The sequence below is a fragment of the Streptomyces sp. NBC_01622 genome (genome assembly GCF_045209635.1).
Taxonomy (GTDB): domain Bacteria; phylum Actinomycetota; class Actinomycetes; order Streptomycetales; family Streptomycetaceae; genus Streptomyces.
In genome coordinates this window covers 6,881,580-6,895,983 of sequence record NZ_CP109293.1, presented here as the reverse complement: position 1 = coordinate 6,895,983, position 14,404 = coordinate 6,881,580, and the positions used below count along the sequence as shown (strand labels likewise).

The 14,404-nt window shown below is 69.9% G+C and carries 11 protein-coding genes; 6 read left to right on the top strand and 5 right to left on the bottom strand.

What is annotated here, in order from left to right; all coding sequences use genetic code 11:
• The first annotated feature begins 163 nt into the window (after positions 1–163).
• The 3 genes from OH768_RS31830 (at position 164) to OH768_RS31820 (ending at position 3,431) form a co-directional block, all read left to right on the top strand.
• The gene (locus OH768_RS31830; RefSeq protein ID WP_406459305.1) at positions 164–1,435 is read left to right on the top strand and encodes a glycosyltransferase 87 family protein; all 1,272 of its coding nucleotides are present in this window, start codon (positions 164–166) and stop codon (positions 1,433–1,435) included.
• Between the two features lie 68 nt (positions 1,436–1,503).
• Positions 1,504–2,484, top strand: a complete 981-nt coding sequence (galE, locus tag OH768_RS31825) for a UDP-glucose 4-epimerase GalE (protein ID WP_406459303.1) — start codon at positions 1,504–1,506, stop codon at positions 2,482–2,484.
• Positions 2,484–3,431: an ADP-ribosylglycohydrolase family protein gene (locus OH768_RS31820; RefSeq protein WP_406459301.1), complete on the top strand. Its 948-nt coding sequence runs from the start codon at positions 2,484–2,486 to the stop codon at positions 3,429–3,431. Before galE ends, OH768_RS31820 begins: the two co-directional genes overlap by 1 nt.
• Before the next feature lie 20 nt (positions 3,432–3,451).
• Here OH768_RS31820 and OH768_RS31815 read toward each other — a convergent pair whose 3' ends face one another.
• Entirely contained in the window at positions 3,452–4,078 is a 627-nt protein-coding gene (locus OH768_RS31815) for a TetR/AcrR family transcriptional regulator (protein WP_406459299.1), read from the bottom strand.
• 436 nt (positions 4,079–4,514) lie between these two features.
• Here OH768_RS31815 and OH768_RS31810 point away from each other — a divergent pair, with 436 nt between their 5' ends.
• Both OH768_RS31810 and OH768_RS31805 read left to right on the top strand, forming a co-directional pair.
• Positions 4,515–5,432: an ABC transporter permease gene (locus tag OH768_RS31810; RefSeq protein WP_406459297.1), complete on the top strand. Its 918-nt coding sequence runs from the start codon at positions 4,515–4,517 to the stop codon at positions 5,430–5,432.
• Complete coding sequence (locus tag OH768_RS31805; protein ID WP_406459295.1) at positions 5,425–6,273, top strand: ABC transporter ATP-binding protein; 849 nt, start codon at positions 5,425–5,427, stop codon at positions 6,271–6,273. Before OH768_RS31810 ends, OH768_RS31805 begins: the two co-directional genes overlap by 8 nt.
• On the opposite strand, the gene OH768_RS31800 is transcribed toward OH768_RS31805, so the two are convergent.
• Together OH768_RS31800 and OH768_RS31795 are read right to left on the bottom strand one after the other, a co-directional pair.
• Complete coding sequence (locus OH768_RS31800; protein ID WP_406459293.1) at positions 6,270–6,737, bottom strand: GtrA family protein; 468 nt, start codon at positions 6,735–6,737, stop codon at positions 6,270–6,272. The two genes, OH768_RS31805 and OH768_RS31800, sit on opposite strands and share 4 nt — an antisense overlap.
• A 136-nt stretch (positions 6,738–6,873) precedes the next feature.
• Positions 6,874–11,805: an NAD-glutamate dehydrogenase gene (locus tag OH768_RS31795; protein ID WP_406459291.1), complete on the bottom strand. Its 4,932-nt coding sequence runs from the start codon at positions 11,803–11,805 to the stop codon at positions 6,874–6,876.
• A 672-nt stretch (positions 11,806–12,477) separates the two neighbouring features.
• Here OH768_RS31795 and OH768_RS31790 point away from each other — a divergent pair.
• Positions 12,478–13,044: a DJ-1/PfpI family protein gene (locus OH768_RS31790; RefSeq protein ID WP_262061144.1), complete on the top strand. Its 567-nt coding sequence runs from the start codon at positions 12,478–12,480 to the stop codon at positions 13,042–13,044.
• A gap of 45 nt (positions 13,045–13,089) precedes the next feature.
• On the opposite strand, the gene OH768_RS31785 is transcribed toward OH768_RS31790, so the two are convergent.
• Together OH768_RS31785 and OH768_RS31780 are read right to left on the bottom strand one after the other, a co-directional pair.
• Positions 13,090–13,755 carry an HAD family hydrolase gene (locus tag OH768_RS31785; protein ID WP_406459289.1) on the bottom strand — a complete coding sequence of 222 codons (666 nt, stop codon included), beginning with the start codon at positions 13,753–13,755 and terminating at the stop codon, positions 13,090–13,092.
• Between the two features lie 86 nt (positions 13,756–13,841).
• The gene (locus tag OH768_RS31780) at positions 13,842–14,357 is read right to left on the bottom strand and encodes a DUF6912 family protein (RefSeq protein ID WP_406459287.1); all 516 of its coding nucleotides are present in this window, start codon (positions 14,355–14,357) and stop codon (positions 13,842–13,844) included.
• Positions 14,358–14,404 lie beyond the last annotated feature (47 nt).

Genomic DNA, 14,404 nt, shown 5'->3' with positions numbered 1-14,404 from the left:
ACGGCCACGACCTCCGCACGCGTCCGTCGCCCGCGCCCGTGCCCGTACTCGCCCTCACCTTGGCTGTCCACCTGGCTGATTTTGTACTGTTAGCAAGCTCTTACCGGCGATTGACGGTGTATTAGCATTCCTGCGGCATTCACCCGGCTTACGATCCGCTGTGATGAACGCCGTCCGCAGACACCGCCTCCCCGCCCTCACGCTCGCCTGGCTCGCCACCCGCGCCGGAATGCTGCTCCTCCTCGCGTACAACGGCCTGCCCCTGCTCGGCCGGGGCGCGGTCGCCCGGGAGGTGTGGCGCCTCTACTACCACTGGTACGGGGTCCTGTCGCAGGGCGCGTTCCCGGCCCACGACCACCTGTGGCAGTACCCGCCGGGTGCAGGACCGGTCCTGCTGGCCCCCGCGCTGCTGCCGGACCTGACGTACTTCCAGGCGTTCGTCGCCTTCACCCTCGCCACCGACGCGCTGATCACCGTGGTCCTGGCCCGCGCGGGCACCCGCTCCGGCCACAGCCTGCGCGGCGCCGCCTACTGGATCGCCTGCCTCCCCCTCCTCCTGCACATGCCGCTCGTCCGCTACGACGTGCAGGTCACAGCGTTCGCCGTCATCTCCCTGTTGACGTTGTCGCGCTCCACGCGCGCGTGCGGCGCGTTCGCGGCACTGGGCGCGCTGGTGAAGGTGTGGCCGGCGCTGGTGCTGCTGGGGGTGCCGAGGGGGCGGGCGACGCGGTCGGTGTGGTCGTGGGCGGTGGGGACGGGGGTCTTGTCGCTCATGATGCTCGTAGCCTTGTTCAACAATCCTTTCGCCTTCTTGCGCCAACAGGGCGGCAGAGGCGTACAGATCGAGTCACTGGGCGGCACGCTCCTCGGCCTGGCGACCCACGTCGGCTGGCCGGGCCGGGCGCACTACCAGTACGGCGCGATGGAGTTCACGGGACCGCACGTCGCCGCCGTCGCCGACGCCTCCCTCGCGCTCACGGCGGTCGCCTTCGGGTTCCTGCTGCTGTGGCGGATCCGGGCCCGCCGCTGGACCGACGCGACCCCCTACGACGCCGCGCTGAGCGCCGTCCTGCTGTTCACCGTGACCAGCCGGGTGATCAGCCCCCAGTACATGATCTGGCTGCTCGGCCTGGCCGCCGTCTGCCTGACCTCCCGGCACACCGTGCAGCGCCCGGTGGCCGCGCTGATCGTGGCGGCGACCGCGATCAGCTCCGTCGAGTTCCCCGCCCTGTACGGAGACGTCATCCACAGCACGTGGACGGGCTGCGCCCTGATGGTCGTACGCAACGGTCTGCTGGCCACCGCGGCCGTCCTCTCCTTCGTCCGTCTGTGGCGGTCATCGAGGGCGGTTCCGGCGACTCCGCACGCGCGCGTGCGGCCCTCCGGCCCCCACGGGGAGTCCCAGCAGTTGACCGCGGCACACTCCGGCGCCTGATTGACTGAGGCCCGGGGAGCGTGAGGGACGCGCCTCCACTGATCGAGTGACGGATGGGACGGCCGCACATGACCTGGCTGATCACCGGCGGAGCCGGCTACATCGGGGCACACGTCGTAAGGGCGATGACCGAGGCGGGCGAACAGACCGTCGTCTACGACGACCTGTCCACCGGCATCGCCGCGCGCGTGCCCGACGGCGTGCCCCTGGTGCTGGGTTCGACCCTGGACGCGGACCTCGTGGCCCGCACCCTCGCCGACCAGGACGTCACCGGAGTCGTCCACCTCGCGGCGAAGAAACAGATCGGCGAGTCGGTCGACCAGCCGCTGCACTACTACCGGGAGAACGTCGAGGGCCTGCGCGTCCTCCTGGAGGCGGTGACCACGGCCGGCGTCCCGTCCTTCGTGTTCTCGTCCTCGGCGGCCGTATACGGCATGCCGGACGTGGAACTGGTCACCGAGGAGACACCGTGCGTCCCCATGTCGCCGTACGGCGAGACGAAGCTGGCGGGTGAGTGGCTGGTCCGCGCGACGGGCCGGGCGACCGGCCTGTCCACGGCCTCTCTGCGCTACTTCAACGTGGCCGGGGCCGCGAGCCCCGAACTCGCGGACACGGGCGTCTTCAACCTCGTCCCCATGGTCTTCGAGAAGCTCACCGAGGACGCGCCTCCGCGCATCTTCGGCGACGACTACGCCACCCCGGACGGCACCTGCGTCCGCGACTACATCCATGTCGTCGACCTGGCCGAGGCACATGTCGCCGCGGCCCGCGCCCTCCAGGCCTCCCCCGGCCGCGCCCTCACCCTCAACATCGGCCGCGGGGAAGGCGTTTCGGTCCGCGAGATGATCGACCGCATCAACGCGATCACCGGCTACGACCGTCCTCCGACCATCCACCCCCGCCGCCCCGGCGACCCGGCCCGCGTCGTCGCCTCCGCCGACCGCATCGCCACCGAACTGGGCTGGAAGGCCAAGCACGACGTCCAGGACATGATCGCGTCGGCGTGGGAGGGGTGGGTGCGGCTGTATCCGGGGGCCGCGCGAGCCTGATGGACCGTTCCTCCAGGGCGGAGCGCGCCGTGGGCGCCGTCGTCGGCTCCGCCGTCGGCGACGCGCTGGGCGCGCCCTTCGAGTTCGGGCCCGAGGGCGCCTTCTCCGCCCGGTTTCCGGCGCCTGGCGACGGCGGTGAGATGTGCGGGGGCGGCGGCTGGGACCCGGGCGAGGCGACCGACGACACGCAGATGGCCGTACTCGTCGCGGAGTCGTTGTTGGAGTGCGACGGGCTCCAACTCCCGGACATGTTCGGGCGGTTCCGGCGATGGGCAGCCGCCGATCCGAAGGACATCGGCCTGCAGACCGAGGCCGTGCTGAGCAGCGGCGACCCCTGGGACCTGGCCGCCGCCCTGCACTTCCGGACGAGCCAACGGGGCGCCGGGAACGGCGCGTTGATGCGCGCCGCCCCGTCGGCCGTCCACTTCTCGCGCGCGGGACGCCACGCCACGATGGACGCGGCCCGCCGTATCTCCGCCCTCACCCACGGAGACCGCGCGGCCTGGGAGGGCACCGCCGTCCTCCACGAGTTGGTGCGCGTCGCGCTGGAGGACCGCGACCCTCTCGACGCCGTCGAGGAGACCCTCGGGTACGTCCACCCCGACCACCGGGAGCGGTACGCCGTCGTCCTCTCCCCCGACTGGCACCCCGACCTGGCAACGGAGTTCAACGGCGCCGTCTGGCCCTGCCTCGGCTCCGCCCTCTGGGCCGTACGCACCACGTCCTCCTACGAGGACGCCCTGCGCGCCGCGATCGACCTCGGCGGCGACACGGACACCGTCGCCGCCGTGACGGGCGGGCTCGCCGGGGCGGTGTACGGGAGCGCGGCGATCCCTGAACGCTGGAGCGAGGCCCTGCACGTACCGCTGCCGGGGTTCGGCGGACGGGTGCTGCGGGCGGCTGAACTCGGGGAACTGGCGCGGCGGCTGGACCGACAAGAAGGGTGACTCGCCGGGTCGGTCGAGCCCTACAGCGCCTTCAGTCCCGCCGTGGTGGCCCGGGCCAGCGACCCCAGGTATCCCTTCGGCAGCTTCGGGCTGCGGATCACCACAGCGCGCCAGTAGAGGGGGCCTGAGATCAGGTCCAGCGCCAAGTCCTCGTCCATGCCGGGGCGGATCTCACCACGGTGCTCCGCCGCCGCGAGGATCTTGCTGGCCACACCCTCCTGACCCTCGCGCAACGCCTTCTGCATCGCGTCGGCGATCTCCGGATTCCGGGCCGCCTCGGCCTGCAGGTCCGGGATGATCTGCGAGGCCACCGGGTGGCGCAGGGCCCGCGACGTCACCTCGTACAGCATCCGGAGGTCACCCTCCAGCGAACCGGTGTCCGGCGTCGGCAGCCCCATCACCGCGATCGCCGACACGACGTCGAGCACCAGGTGCAGCTTCGAACGCCAGCGGCGGTACACCGCCGTCTTGCCCACTCCGGCGCGGCGCGCGATCCCCTCGATCGACATCCGGGCATACCCGACCGCCGCCAGCTCCTCGAAGACCGCCGCCCGAATGGCTTCGGTCACATCCTCGCGGAGTACGGCCGCCCCGGCGGGGGTTCGGCGGCGCTGACGTGTCTTGGGCTCGTCGGCGTTCGTCGTCATAGCTCAAGCATAGGGGCGTTGCGACGAAACGGTTGCGTTCCGACGCGGGTGGGGCGCGTCGCGACGAAACGGACTCGCCGTGACGCGGACGGCGGCCGGCCGGTTATGGGGGGCGGCCGACGGCGGAGGCGGGGCGTTGCGACGCTACCGGCTCGTCGCGGGGACGGAACCGGCCCGTCGCCACAACGCCCCCGCCCCACCCCGTATCGACGCAACAGACCCGTCCCGACGCAAACCCAACGACCCTAACGACCCGATCACATCCGTCACGACGAAACGGTTGCGTTCCGACGCCGAATCGGCCTACGCTCACGTTGCGACGATACGGTCCCGTCCCGACGTAAGAGAACGTAAAGAGAAACGTAAGGAAACGCCGGGCAACGGAACACGGCAGCCGGACGCGCGCACCCCCTCCCCCCGAGCGAAAGCAGCGGATGTGAGCCAGGTCCTCCACACACCGCCCCATTCGCCGGCCCCGGCCGACGAAGACGACCTCGCGGCGCTCGCCGCCCGCCACGGCCTCACGGTCAGTGGCGCCCGCCCTTCCCTGCCCGAGTACGTCCGGCAGTTGTGGGAGCGGCGCCACTTCATCACCGCGTTCGCCACCGCCAAGCTGACCGCGCAGTACAGCCAGGCGAAGCTGGGCCAGATCTGGCAGGTGATGACGCCGCTGTTGAACGCGGCGGTGTACTACTTCATCTTCGGCATCCTGCTGGGGACGAAGCGCGGCGTGCCGGACTACATCCCGTTCCTGGTGACGGGCGTGTTCATCTGGACGTTCACGCAGAGCTCGATCATGGCGGGCACCCGGGCGATCTCCGGCAACCTCGGCCTGGTCCGGGCCCTGCACTTCCCGCGGGCCGCGCTGCCGATCTCGTTCGCGCTGCAGCAGCTCCAGCAGCTGCTGTTCTCGATGGCCGCCCTCGTCGTGATCCTGCTCTGCTTCGGTGTGCCGATCAGCTTCTCCTGGCTGATGGCGATCCCGGTGCTGATCCTCCAGTTCACGTTCAACGCGGGCGTCTCGATGATCATGGCCCGGATGGGTGCGAAGACGCCGGACATCGCGCAGCTGATGCCGTTCGTGCTGCGCACCTGGATGTACGTATCCGGCGTCATGTGGAGCATCGACAAGCTGACCAGCAAGGACCACCTGCCGCACATCGTGACGCTCGCCCTGGAGACCAACCCGGCGGCCGTCTACATCGACCTGATGCGCTACTCGCTGATCGACAGCTTCCACGCCAGCCAGCTCCCCCCACACGTGTGGCCGGCCGCACTGGGCTGGGCGCTGATCGCCGGAGTCGGCGGCTTCATCTACTTCTGGAAGGCTGAGGAGACGTACGGCCGTGGCTGAGCAGACCATCGAGTACCACACCGAGCGGACCCCCGTGGCCGCGGACAGCACGATCCCGACCGTCGTCTGCGACAGCGTCGACATCGTCTACCGGGTCAACGGAACCGGCGCCGGACGCGGCTCCGCGACCGCCGCCCTCAACCGCATGCTGCGCCGCGAGAAGGCCGAGAAGGCGGCGGGCGTGCGCAAGGTGCACGCGGTCAAGAAGGTGTCCTTCGTCGCCTACAAGGGCGAGGCGATCGGCCTGATCGGCACCAACGGCTCCGGCAAGTCGACCCTGCTCAAGGCGGTCGCCGGCCTGCTCCCGGTCGAGAACGGCCGCATCTACACCCACGGTCAGCCCTCCCTCCTCGGCGTCAACGCGGCCCTGATGGGCGACCTGACCGGCGAGCGCAACGTCTACCTCGGGGGCCTGGCCATGGGCATGTCCCGGGAGCAGGTCAAGGAGCGCTACCAGGGCATCGTCGACTTCTCCGGGATCAACGAGAAGGGCGACTTCATCACCCTCCCCATGCGGACCTACTCCTCCGGCATGGGCGCCCGGCTGCGGTTCTCCATCGCCGCCGCCAAGGACCACGACGTCCTGCTGATCGACGAGGCACTCGCGACGGGCGACCGGTCGTTCCAGCGGCGTTCCGAGGAGCGGATCCGCGAGCTGCGGCAGCACGCGGGCACGGTCTTCCTCGTCAGCCACAACAACAAGTCGATCCGCGACACCTGCGACCGCGTGCTGTGGCTGGAGCGCGGCGAGCTGCGGATGGACGGGCCGACCGAAGAAGTCCTGGAGGCCTACGAGGCCTTCACGGGCGGCGCCGACAAGCCCAAGGAGAAGGCCGCCTAGAAGTCCTTCTGGACGTCCTCGTCCTGGAACACCCAGGTGCGGTAGACCAGGAAACGGAACGCGGACGCGAGCACGATCGACAGGGCCTTCACGGCATTCGCCCCGAGCGGACCGTGGAGGCCCAGCCCGTGGTAGCCGACGTAGAAGAGTCCGCTCTCCATGAGGACGCCGATGCCGCTGAAGGCGAAGAACAGGGCGATGCGGCGGGCGCCTGGGGCGTCGCGGTCGCGGTAGGTGTAGTAGCGGAAGCCGAGGTAGTTGGCGCCCATGGCGACGCAGCTGGCCAGGACGGTCGCGAGCATCGCGGGCCAGCGCAGGCCGTGCAGCAGGGCGTTGAAGACCGCGAAGTTGACGAGAACGCCGCTGCCGCCGACGATCCCGAATCTCACGACTTCCAGGACGACCTTCCGCACCGGCCGTACGGGGGCGGCGGTCGCGCGTTCCTCGGTGAGGTTCAGAGTCACACCACCAGGCTTAGCGGGGCTGAGTAAGCGCTCCCCCTGAATACGCCTAAGACACCCCATGAAAACGGCGCCCCGAGCCATTGCGGCCCGGGGCGCCTGTGCCGTCGCAGGGACTACGACGAGACGGTCGTAGGGACTACGAATGCGTCCGCAGCAGGGTGCGCATCGTCCGCATCGCCACCGACAGGTTGGCGAGGTCGAACATCTCCGAGCCCTGGATCTCGTCCAGGGTGGTGCGGGCGCGGCCGAGGATCGCGGCGTTCTTCTTCTCCCACGCGGCGAAGCGCTGCTCGGGGGTCGAGGTGCCGTTGCCGGACGTGAGGATGTCGGCGGTGAGGGCCGCGTGGGCCGCGTACAGGTCCTCGCGGATGGAGGCGCGGGCCATGGACTGCCAGCGGTCCGCGCGGGGCAGCTCGATGATGCGGTCCATGAGCTGGGTGATGTGGAGGCGGTCGGCGAGGTCGTAGTAGACCTCGGCGACGTCCATCGGGTCCTTGCCCGTGCGGTCGGCCACCGAGACGATGTCGAGCGCCGGGAAGGCGGAGGAGAAGCCGGCCACGCGGGTGGCGAGTTCGGCGGGGACGCCGGCGCCGGTCAGCTCGTCGTAGATCTGCTGGTACCACTCCAGGTCCGCGCCGCGCAGCAGCTTGGGCAGCTGGGACCAGACCTGCTCGACGCGGTCGCCGAAGAAGTCGACGGTCTCGGCGAGCTGGAGCGGCTGCGGCCGGTTGTTGAGCAGCCAGCGGGTGCCTCGCTCGCACAGGCGGCGCGAGTGCAGCCGGATGCGGGTCTGGACGGGGGCCTCGACGGTGTTGTCGAGGGCCTCGACGCCGTCCCACACCTCGGCGGCGTGGAAGATCGCGCGGGCCGCGGTCTGCGCCCGGACGATCTCCTCCAGGGAGGCCCCGGTCTCCTCGCGGAGGCGGTGCAGGAAGCTCGTACCGCCGGTGTTGACCGTGTCGTTGACGAGGACCGTGGTGACGATCTCGCGGTGCAGCGCGTGGGTGTCGATCTGCTCGGCGAACTTCTCACGCAGCGCGGTCGGGAAGTAGGCGTGCAGCAGGGTACGCAGGTAGGGGTCGTCGGGCAGCGTGGTGTGCAGGAGTTCGTCCGAGACCGTGATCTTCGTATACGCCAGCAGGACGGCCGTCTCGGGACCGGTCAACCCCTGTCCCTGGGCGAGGCGTTCACGGATCTGGCGGTCGGTGGGCAGAAACTCCAGGGCCCGGTCGAGGTGGCCCTCGCGGACCAGGGTGCGCATGAAGCGCTGCTGGGCGTGGAGCATGTCCTTGGACTGGGCCAGCGCGTTGGCGATCGCGGTGTTCTGCGCGTAGTTGTTGCGCAGGACGAGCGCGCCGACCTCGTCGGTCATCTCGGCGAGGATCTTGTTGCGCTGCTTCACGGTCATCTCGCCGTCGGTGACCAGGCCGTTGAGCAGGATCTTGATGTTCACCTCGTGGTCGGAGGTGTCCACGCCCGCGCTGTTGTCGATCGCGTCCGTGTTGATCTTGCCGCCATGCTGGGCGAACTCGATCCGGCCGAGCTGGGTCAGGCCCAGGTTGCCGCCCTCGCCGACGACCTTGACGCGCAGATCGGCGCCGTCGACCCGGATCGCGTCGTTGGCCTTGTCGCCGACGTCCGCGTGGGACTCGGTGCTGGCCTTGACGTACGTGCCGATTCCGCCGTTCCACAGCAGGTCGACCCGCGACTTGAGGATCGCCTTCATCAGGTCGGCCGGCGTCATCTTGGCGACCTTGTCCTCGATACCGAGGGCCTCGCGGACGTGGGCGTTGACCGGGATCGCCTTGGCCGTACGGGGGAAGACGCCACCGCCGGCCGACAGCAGGTCGGTGTTGTAGTCGGCCCAGCTGGAGCGCGGCAGCTCGAACATGCGGCGCCGCTCGGCGTACGAGACGGCCGCGTCCGGGGTCGGGTCGAGGAAGATGTGCCGGTGGTCGAAGGCGGCGACCAGGCGGATGTGCTCGCTGAGCAGCATGCCGTTGCCGAACACGTCACCGGACATGTCGCCGACGCCGACGACCGTGAAGTCCTCGGTCTGGGTGTCGACGCCCAGCTCACGGAAGTGCCGCTTGACGGACTCCCAGGCACCGCGCGCGGTGATGCCCATCTTCTTGTGGTCGTAGCCCGCGCTGCCGCCGGAGGCGAAGGCGTCGCCGAGCCAGAAGTTGTAGCTCTCGGCGACCCCGTTGGCGATGTCCGAGAAGGTCGCGGTGCCCTTGTCGGCGGCGACCACCAGGTAGGTGTCGTCCTCGTCGTGCCGGACGACGTCCGCCGGGGGGACGACCTCGCCGGCCACCAGGTTGTCGGTGATGTCGAGCAGGGCCGAGATGAACATCTTGTAGCTGGCGATGCCCTCGGCGAGCCACGCGTCGCGGTCCACGCTCGGGTCCGGCAACTGCTTGGCGACGAAGCCGCCCTTGGCGCCGACCGGCACGATGACGGTGTTCTTCACCATCTGCGCCTTGACCAGGCCGAGGATCTCGGTGCGGAAGTCCTCGCGCCGGTCCGACCAGCGCAGCCCGCCGCGCGCGACCTTGCCGAAGCGCAGGTGCACGCCCTCGACGCGCGGCGAGTACACCCAGATCTCGTACGCCGGCCGCGGCGCGGGCAGGTCCGGGATGGCCTGCGGGTCGAACTTCATCGAGACGTACGCGTGCGCGTGCCCGCCGCGTGCCTCCTGGAAGAAGTTGGTGCGCAGGGTCGCCTTGATGACGGTCAGGAAGGACCGCAGGATGCGGTCCTCGTCGAGGCTCGCCACCTGGTCGAGGGCCGCGTCGAGCTCTTCGAGGAGGGCGTCCACGATCTCGCGCCCGGCGCGCTGCCGGTCCGGCGACATCCGCGCCTCGAACAGGGAGACGAGCAGCCGGGTGGTGTGGACGTTGTTGCGGAGGGTGTCCTCCATGTAGTCCTGGCTGAAGGTCGAACCGGCCTGCCGCAGGTACTTGGCGTACGCCCGCAGCACCATCGCCTGCCGCCAGTCGATCCCGGCGCTCAGCACCAGCGCGTTGAAGCCGTCGTTCTCCGCCTGCCCGGTCCAGGTCGCGGCGAACGCCTCCTGGAACCGCTCGCGGCCGTCGTCGCCGAGGTAATCCCCGTTGCCGTTCTGCGACTTGGGCATCCGCAGCCCGAAGTCGTAGATCCACGCCGTCGTACGGTCCGAGCAGCGCAGTTCGTACGGCCGCTCGTCGACGACCTCGACGCCGAGGCGGCTGAGGACCGGCAGCACGGCGGAGAGGGAGACCGACTCGCCCTTGCGGTAGATCTTGAAGCGGCGCTCGTCGGGAGCCGCGCCCACCGGCTCGTAGAGGCTGAGCGCGAAGGCCTGCTCCTCGGTGAGCTGTTCCAGGTGGACCAGGTCGGCCACGGCGGCGCGCGGGTTGTGGTCGGCCTTGTAGCCCTCGGGGAAGGCGTTGCCGTAGCTGCGCAGCAGTTCGGCGGCGCGCTCCTCGCCGCACTCGGCGTTCAGCGCCTCGCCGAAACCGTCGGCCCAGGAGCGGGCGGCCTCCACCAGGCGGGCCTCGATGCGGTCCTTGTCGGCGTCGGACAGCTCGGGCAGTTCGGTGCCCTGCGGGACGCGGACCACGAAGTGCAGCCGGGAGAGGATCGACTCGGTGTTCCAGGCGGTGAAGTCGACACTGGTGCCGCCGAGTTCTTCCTTGAGGATGTCGATGATCCTGAGGCGGACGCCGGTGGTGTAGCGGTCGCGCGGGAGGTAGACGAGGGCCGAGTAGTAGCGGCCGTACTCGTCCTGGCGCAGGTAGAGGCGCAGCCTGCGGCGTTCCTGGAGGTAGAGCACGGACGTGACGATCGAGCGGAGTTCGTCGACCGGGGTCTGGAACAGCTCGTCGCGCGGGTACGTCTCCAGGATCTGCAGCAGGTCGCGCCCGTCATGGCTGTTGGGCGAGAAGCCGGCGCCCTCCAGCACCTCGTCGACCGTGCGCCGGATCACGGGAACCCGGCGGACGGACTCGGTGTAGGCGGCCGAGGAGAACAGGCCCAGGAAGCGGCGCTCGCCGACGACCTCGCCGTTCTCGCCGAACTTCTTCACGCCCACGTAGTCGAGATACGACGGCCGGTGCACCGTGGAACGGCTGTTGGCCTTCGTCAGGACGAGTAGCTTGTGCTCGCGGGCCTTGGCGCGGGCGTCGGCCGGGAGCCGCTCGAAGGACGGGCTCACCGGGTGGTGATCCTCGCCGCCGTGCTGCGGGTCGGAGCGCAGGATGCCGAGGCCGGTGCCGGGGACCGCGGCGAGGGAGTCGTCCTCGCGGAGCTGATACTCGCGGTAGCCGAGGAAGGTGAAGTGGTCGGCGGCCAGCCAGCGCAGCAGCTCGCGGGCCTCGCCGACCTCGCTGGAGGGCAGGTCGGAGGCGGTTGGCTCGGCGGGCAGCTCGTCGGCCATCCGCAGCGCCAGGTCGCGCATCTTCTCCCAGTCCTCGACGGCCTCGCGGACGTCGGACAGGACGCGCAGCAGGTCGGCGGTGATCTGCTTCAGGTCTGCTCGGTCGGTCTCGCGGTCGATCTGGACGTGGATCCAGGACTCGGTGTGCGCGTCGTGCGGCAGCTCGCCGGAGGGCGGGGTGGTGAGCACCTCGATGAGCTTGCCGGTGAGGTCACGGCGGACGACGACCTGCGGGTGGATCACGACGTGGATGCCGCGGTCCTGGCGGGTCAGTTCATTGGTCACGGAGTCGACAAGGAAGGGCATGTCGTCGGTGACGACCTCGACGACGGTGTGGCTGCACGTCCAGCCGTTCTCCTCGACCGTCGGGGTGTGCACCCGTACGTTCGCCGTGCCCTGGGGTCGGGTCTCGGCCAGCCGGTAGTGGGAGTAGGCGGCACCGAAGACGTCGACCGGGTCGCGGTCGGCGAGGTCCTCCGGGGCGGTGTGCAGGTAGTAGCGCTGGAGGAACGCGAGCACGGTGTCCCGGTCCGGGGTGCTCTCGTCCGTCTTCCCGGTCGGTAGGTGCCCCCCGACCGGGCTGTTCTCAGCTACCCGGGCAGCCCGTTCGAGCAGCTCGGCCTTGGCTTCGTCCAGCTTGGTCTGCATTGTCCTCTGGCTCCTGTCGCGCGCCGTTGCGTGACGTAGAAGGAAGTTCGATGTCTTCCCCTGCGGCTCGACGCCACGGCCCGGGGTGTCCGGTCTGCTGAGACGCTATGCCGCAAGGTGAGATGAGCGGTGGGTTATCAGCCATTTTCGGCACGCCCGAAGGGTGTGACGCTGCTCTCTGCCGCGCCGGTACCAGGGGTGTACACGGCGTCCTGGGAGCCCTTGGAGCTCCGTCCCGCCCGCGCGGACCTGTGGAACAGGCCCTGGGACCAGCGACCGCCGCCCGGTCACGGATGTCGTCCGTGTTCGCCGGGCGCGGAGCAGGGGCGACGATGCCCCCGCGAAATATCGCGCTGATCACGCCACAAGGCTATCGCTCCTCACCGGGGGCTCGTCACGAGCCGGATGTGTACAAAACAGAGGGTGGAACTTTGACGTTATGCACAGGGGCGTAGAGAGTGAAATCGTCGTATTCACGGGCAGGCGGGACGGTGACGGCGTCCGCGCGACGAGGGCCCTTGGCAAGCACTCCAGCACGCGGCACGTTGCTCATGAGCCCTTGGATCCTTGGACCCATGAGCCCTTGAGCACTCAGGCCCTTGAGCCGCCGAACCCGCGGATCCATGACGCCCGGCGAAGACACCCGCCACGGCCACGGAGGAGCGCACCGACATGACAGCGAAGATCCTCATCGTCACCGGCGACGCAGCGGAGTCGCTGGAGGTCCTTTACCCCTACCAGCGCCTGCGCGAGGAGGGCTACGACGTCCACATCGCGGCCCCCGAGCGCAAGAAGCTCCAGTTCGTCGTCCATGACTTCGAACCCGGCTTCGACACCTACACCGAGAAACCCGGCTACACCTGGCCCGCCGATCTCGCCTTCTCCGAGGTCGATCCCGGCCAGTACGCGGCCCTCGTCATCCCCGGCGGCCGGGCCCCCGAGTACCTCCGCAACGATCCCGAACTCCGCAAGATCCTCAAATCCTTCTTCGACACGGACAAGCCCGTGGCCCAGATCTGCCACGGCCCCCTGCTCACCGCCGCGATCGACGGCCTGCGCGGCCGGCGCGTCACGGCCTACCCCGCCCTTGAACTCGACATGCAGTCCGCCGGCGCGACCTTCCAGGACGCCGAGACCGTCGTCGACGGCACGCTGGTCTCCGCCCGCGCCTGGCCGGATCACTCCAGCTGGATGCGGGAGTTCCTCACGGTGCTGCGGGCGAAGGCGCCGGTGACGTGACCTGGGGGCGCGGTGGCTCTTGCGGCACCACGCTGACAGGCCGCCTTACGCCGCCAGCCGCTCCGCCTCCGCGACGGCCTCCGCCAGCGAGTCCACCACCGGCACGCCGACCACTTCGAGGCTGGCCCGGCCGTGCGAACCGCCGGTGTACAGCACGGCCCGGGCCCCCACGTGCAGGGCGGCCACGGCGTCGTCGGCCGCGTCGCCGATCACCACCGTGCGCGCGGGGTCCACGCCGGCCAGCGCCTCCAGGTGCCGCACCATGTGCTCGGCCTTGCTGCCACCCGAGGGCCCGGTGCGCCCGTCGACCCGTATGAAGTGCGGTTCTATCCCGAACTCCCGTACCAGCGGGACGAGTTCGTCATGGACGTACATGCTGAGGATCGACTGGCTGCGCCCCGCCGTCCGCCAGCCCGCGAGCAGGTCCGCAGCGCCCTCAGTCAGTCCGCAGACGACCCGGTGCTCGGCGTAGTACCGGTGGAAGGTGTCGTCCATGACCTCCCACTCGGCGTCGGTGGGCAGCCGCCCCAGCAGCCGCTCGTAGAACTTCGGCACCGGCACGCAGTACAGCGTCCGGTACTCCTCCATCGTGATCGCCTTGAGCCCGAGCTCGGCGAACGCCGCGTTGGTCGCCCCGATGATCGCGTCATTGTCGTGGAACAGCGTGCCGTTCCAGTCCCAGACGATGTGCGCGTTTGCTTGCATCCCCATGCCAAAAACGTACCCGCCGCCACTGACAATCAAGAGAACCGCAGGTCAACGGCTATCTCCGGCCGGTCGGCCGCCGCCGGGCGGGCTCAGTCGGCCAGCCCGACGAGGTTCGGGATCTCCTGCGTCGCGTACCAGAGCAGCTCGTGGTCCTCGGCCCCGTCCACGACGAACTGCGCGTCGTCGTCCCCGCGGTCCGCCGCCGCGAGCGCGTCGGCGGCGGCGCTCACGTCCTTCTCCGCGTCACCCAGATCCACGTGCACGGCCGCCGCCTTGGCCAGCGCCACAGTTCCGCTCACCCGCACCTCGCCGAGCGCCGCCGGGTCGAGTCCGCGGTCGGGGTCGGCGTGCGCCGCGCCGTCGGGTACGTCGACGGCGACCACGACCCGCCGCCGCGGCGCGTCGACGTCGGCCGCGAGCAGTCGCAGCGAGGCCAGCGCGGCCCGGTTCAGCGCCGCGTACTCCAACTCCTCGATGTCGTCGGAGAGATACCACTCGCGCAGCGCGGGTGTGACGGCGTACGCGACGAAGGGTCCCGTCCCCAGCTCACCCGTCTTGTACGCCTCGGCGAGACCGGGGAGGGTCAGGGGGACGTAGACGCGCATGGCTGGCCGCTTTCGTAGTCGGAGAGTGCCTCGCGGAGGACGGTGCC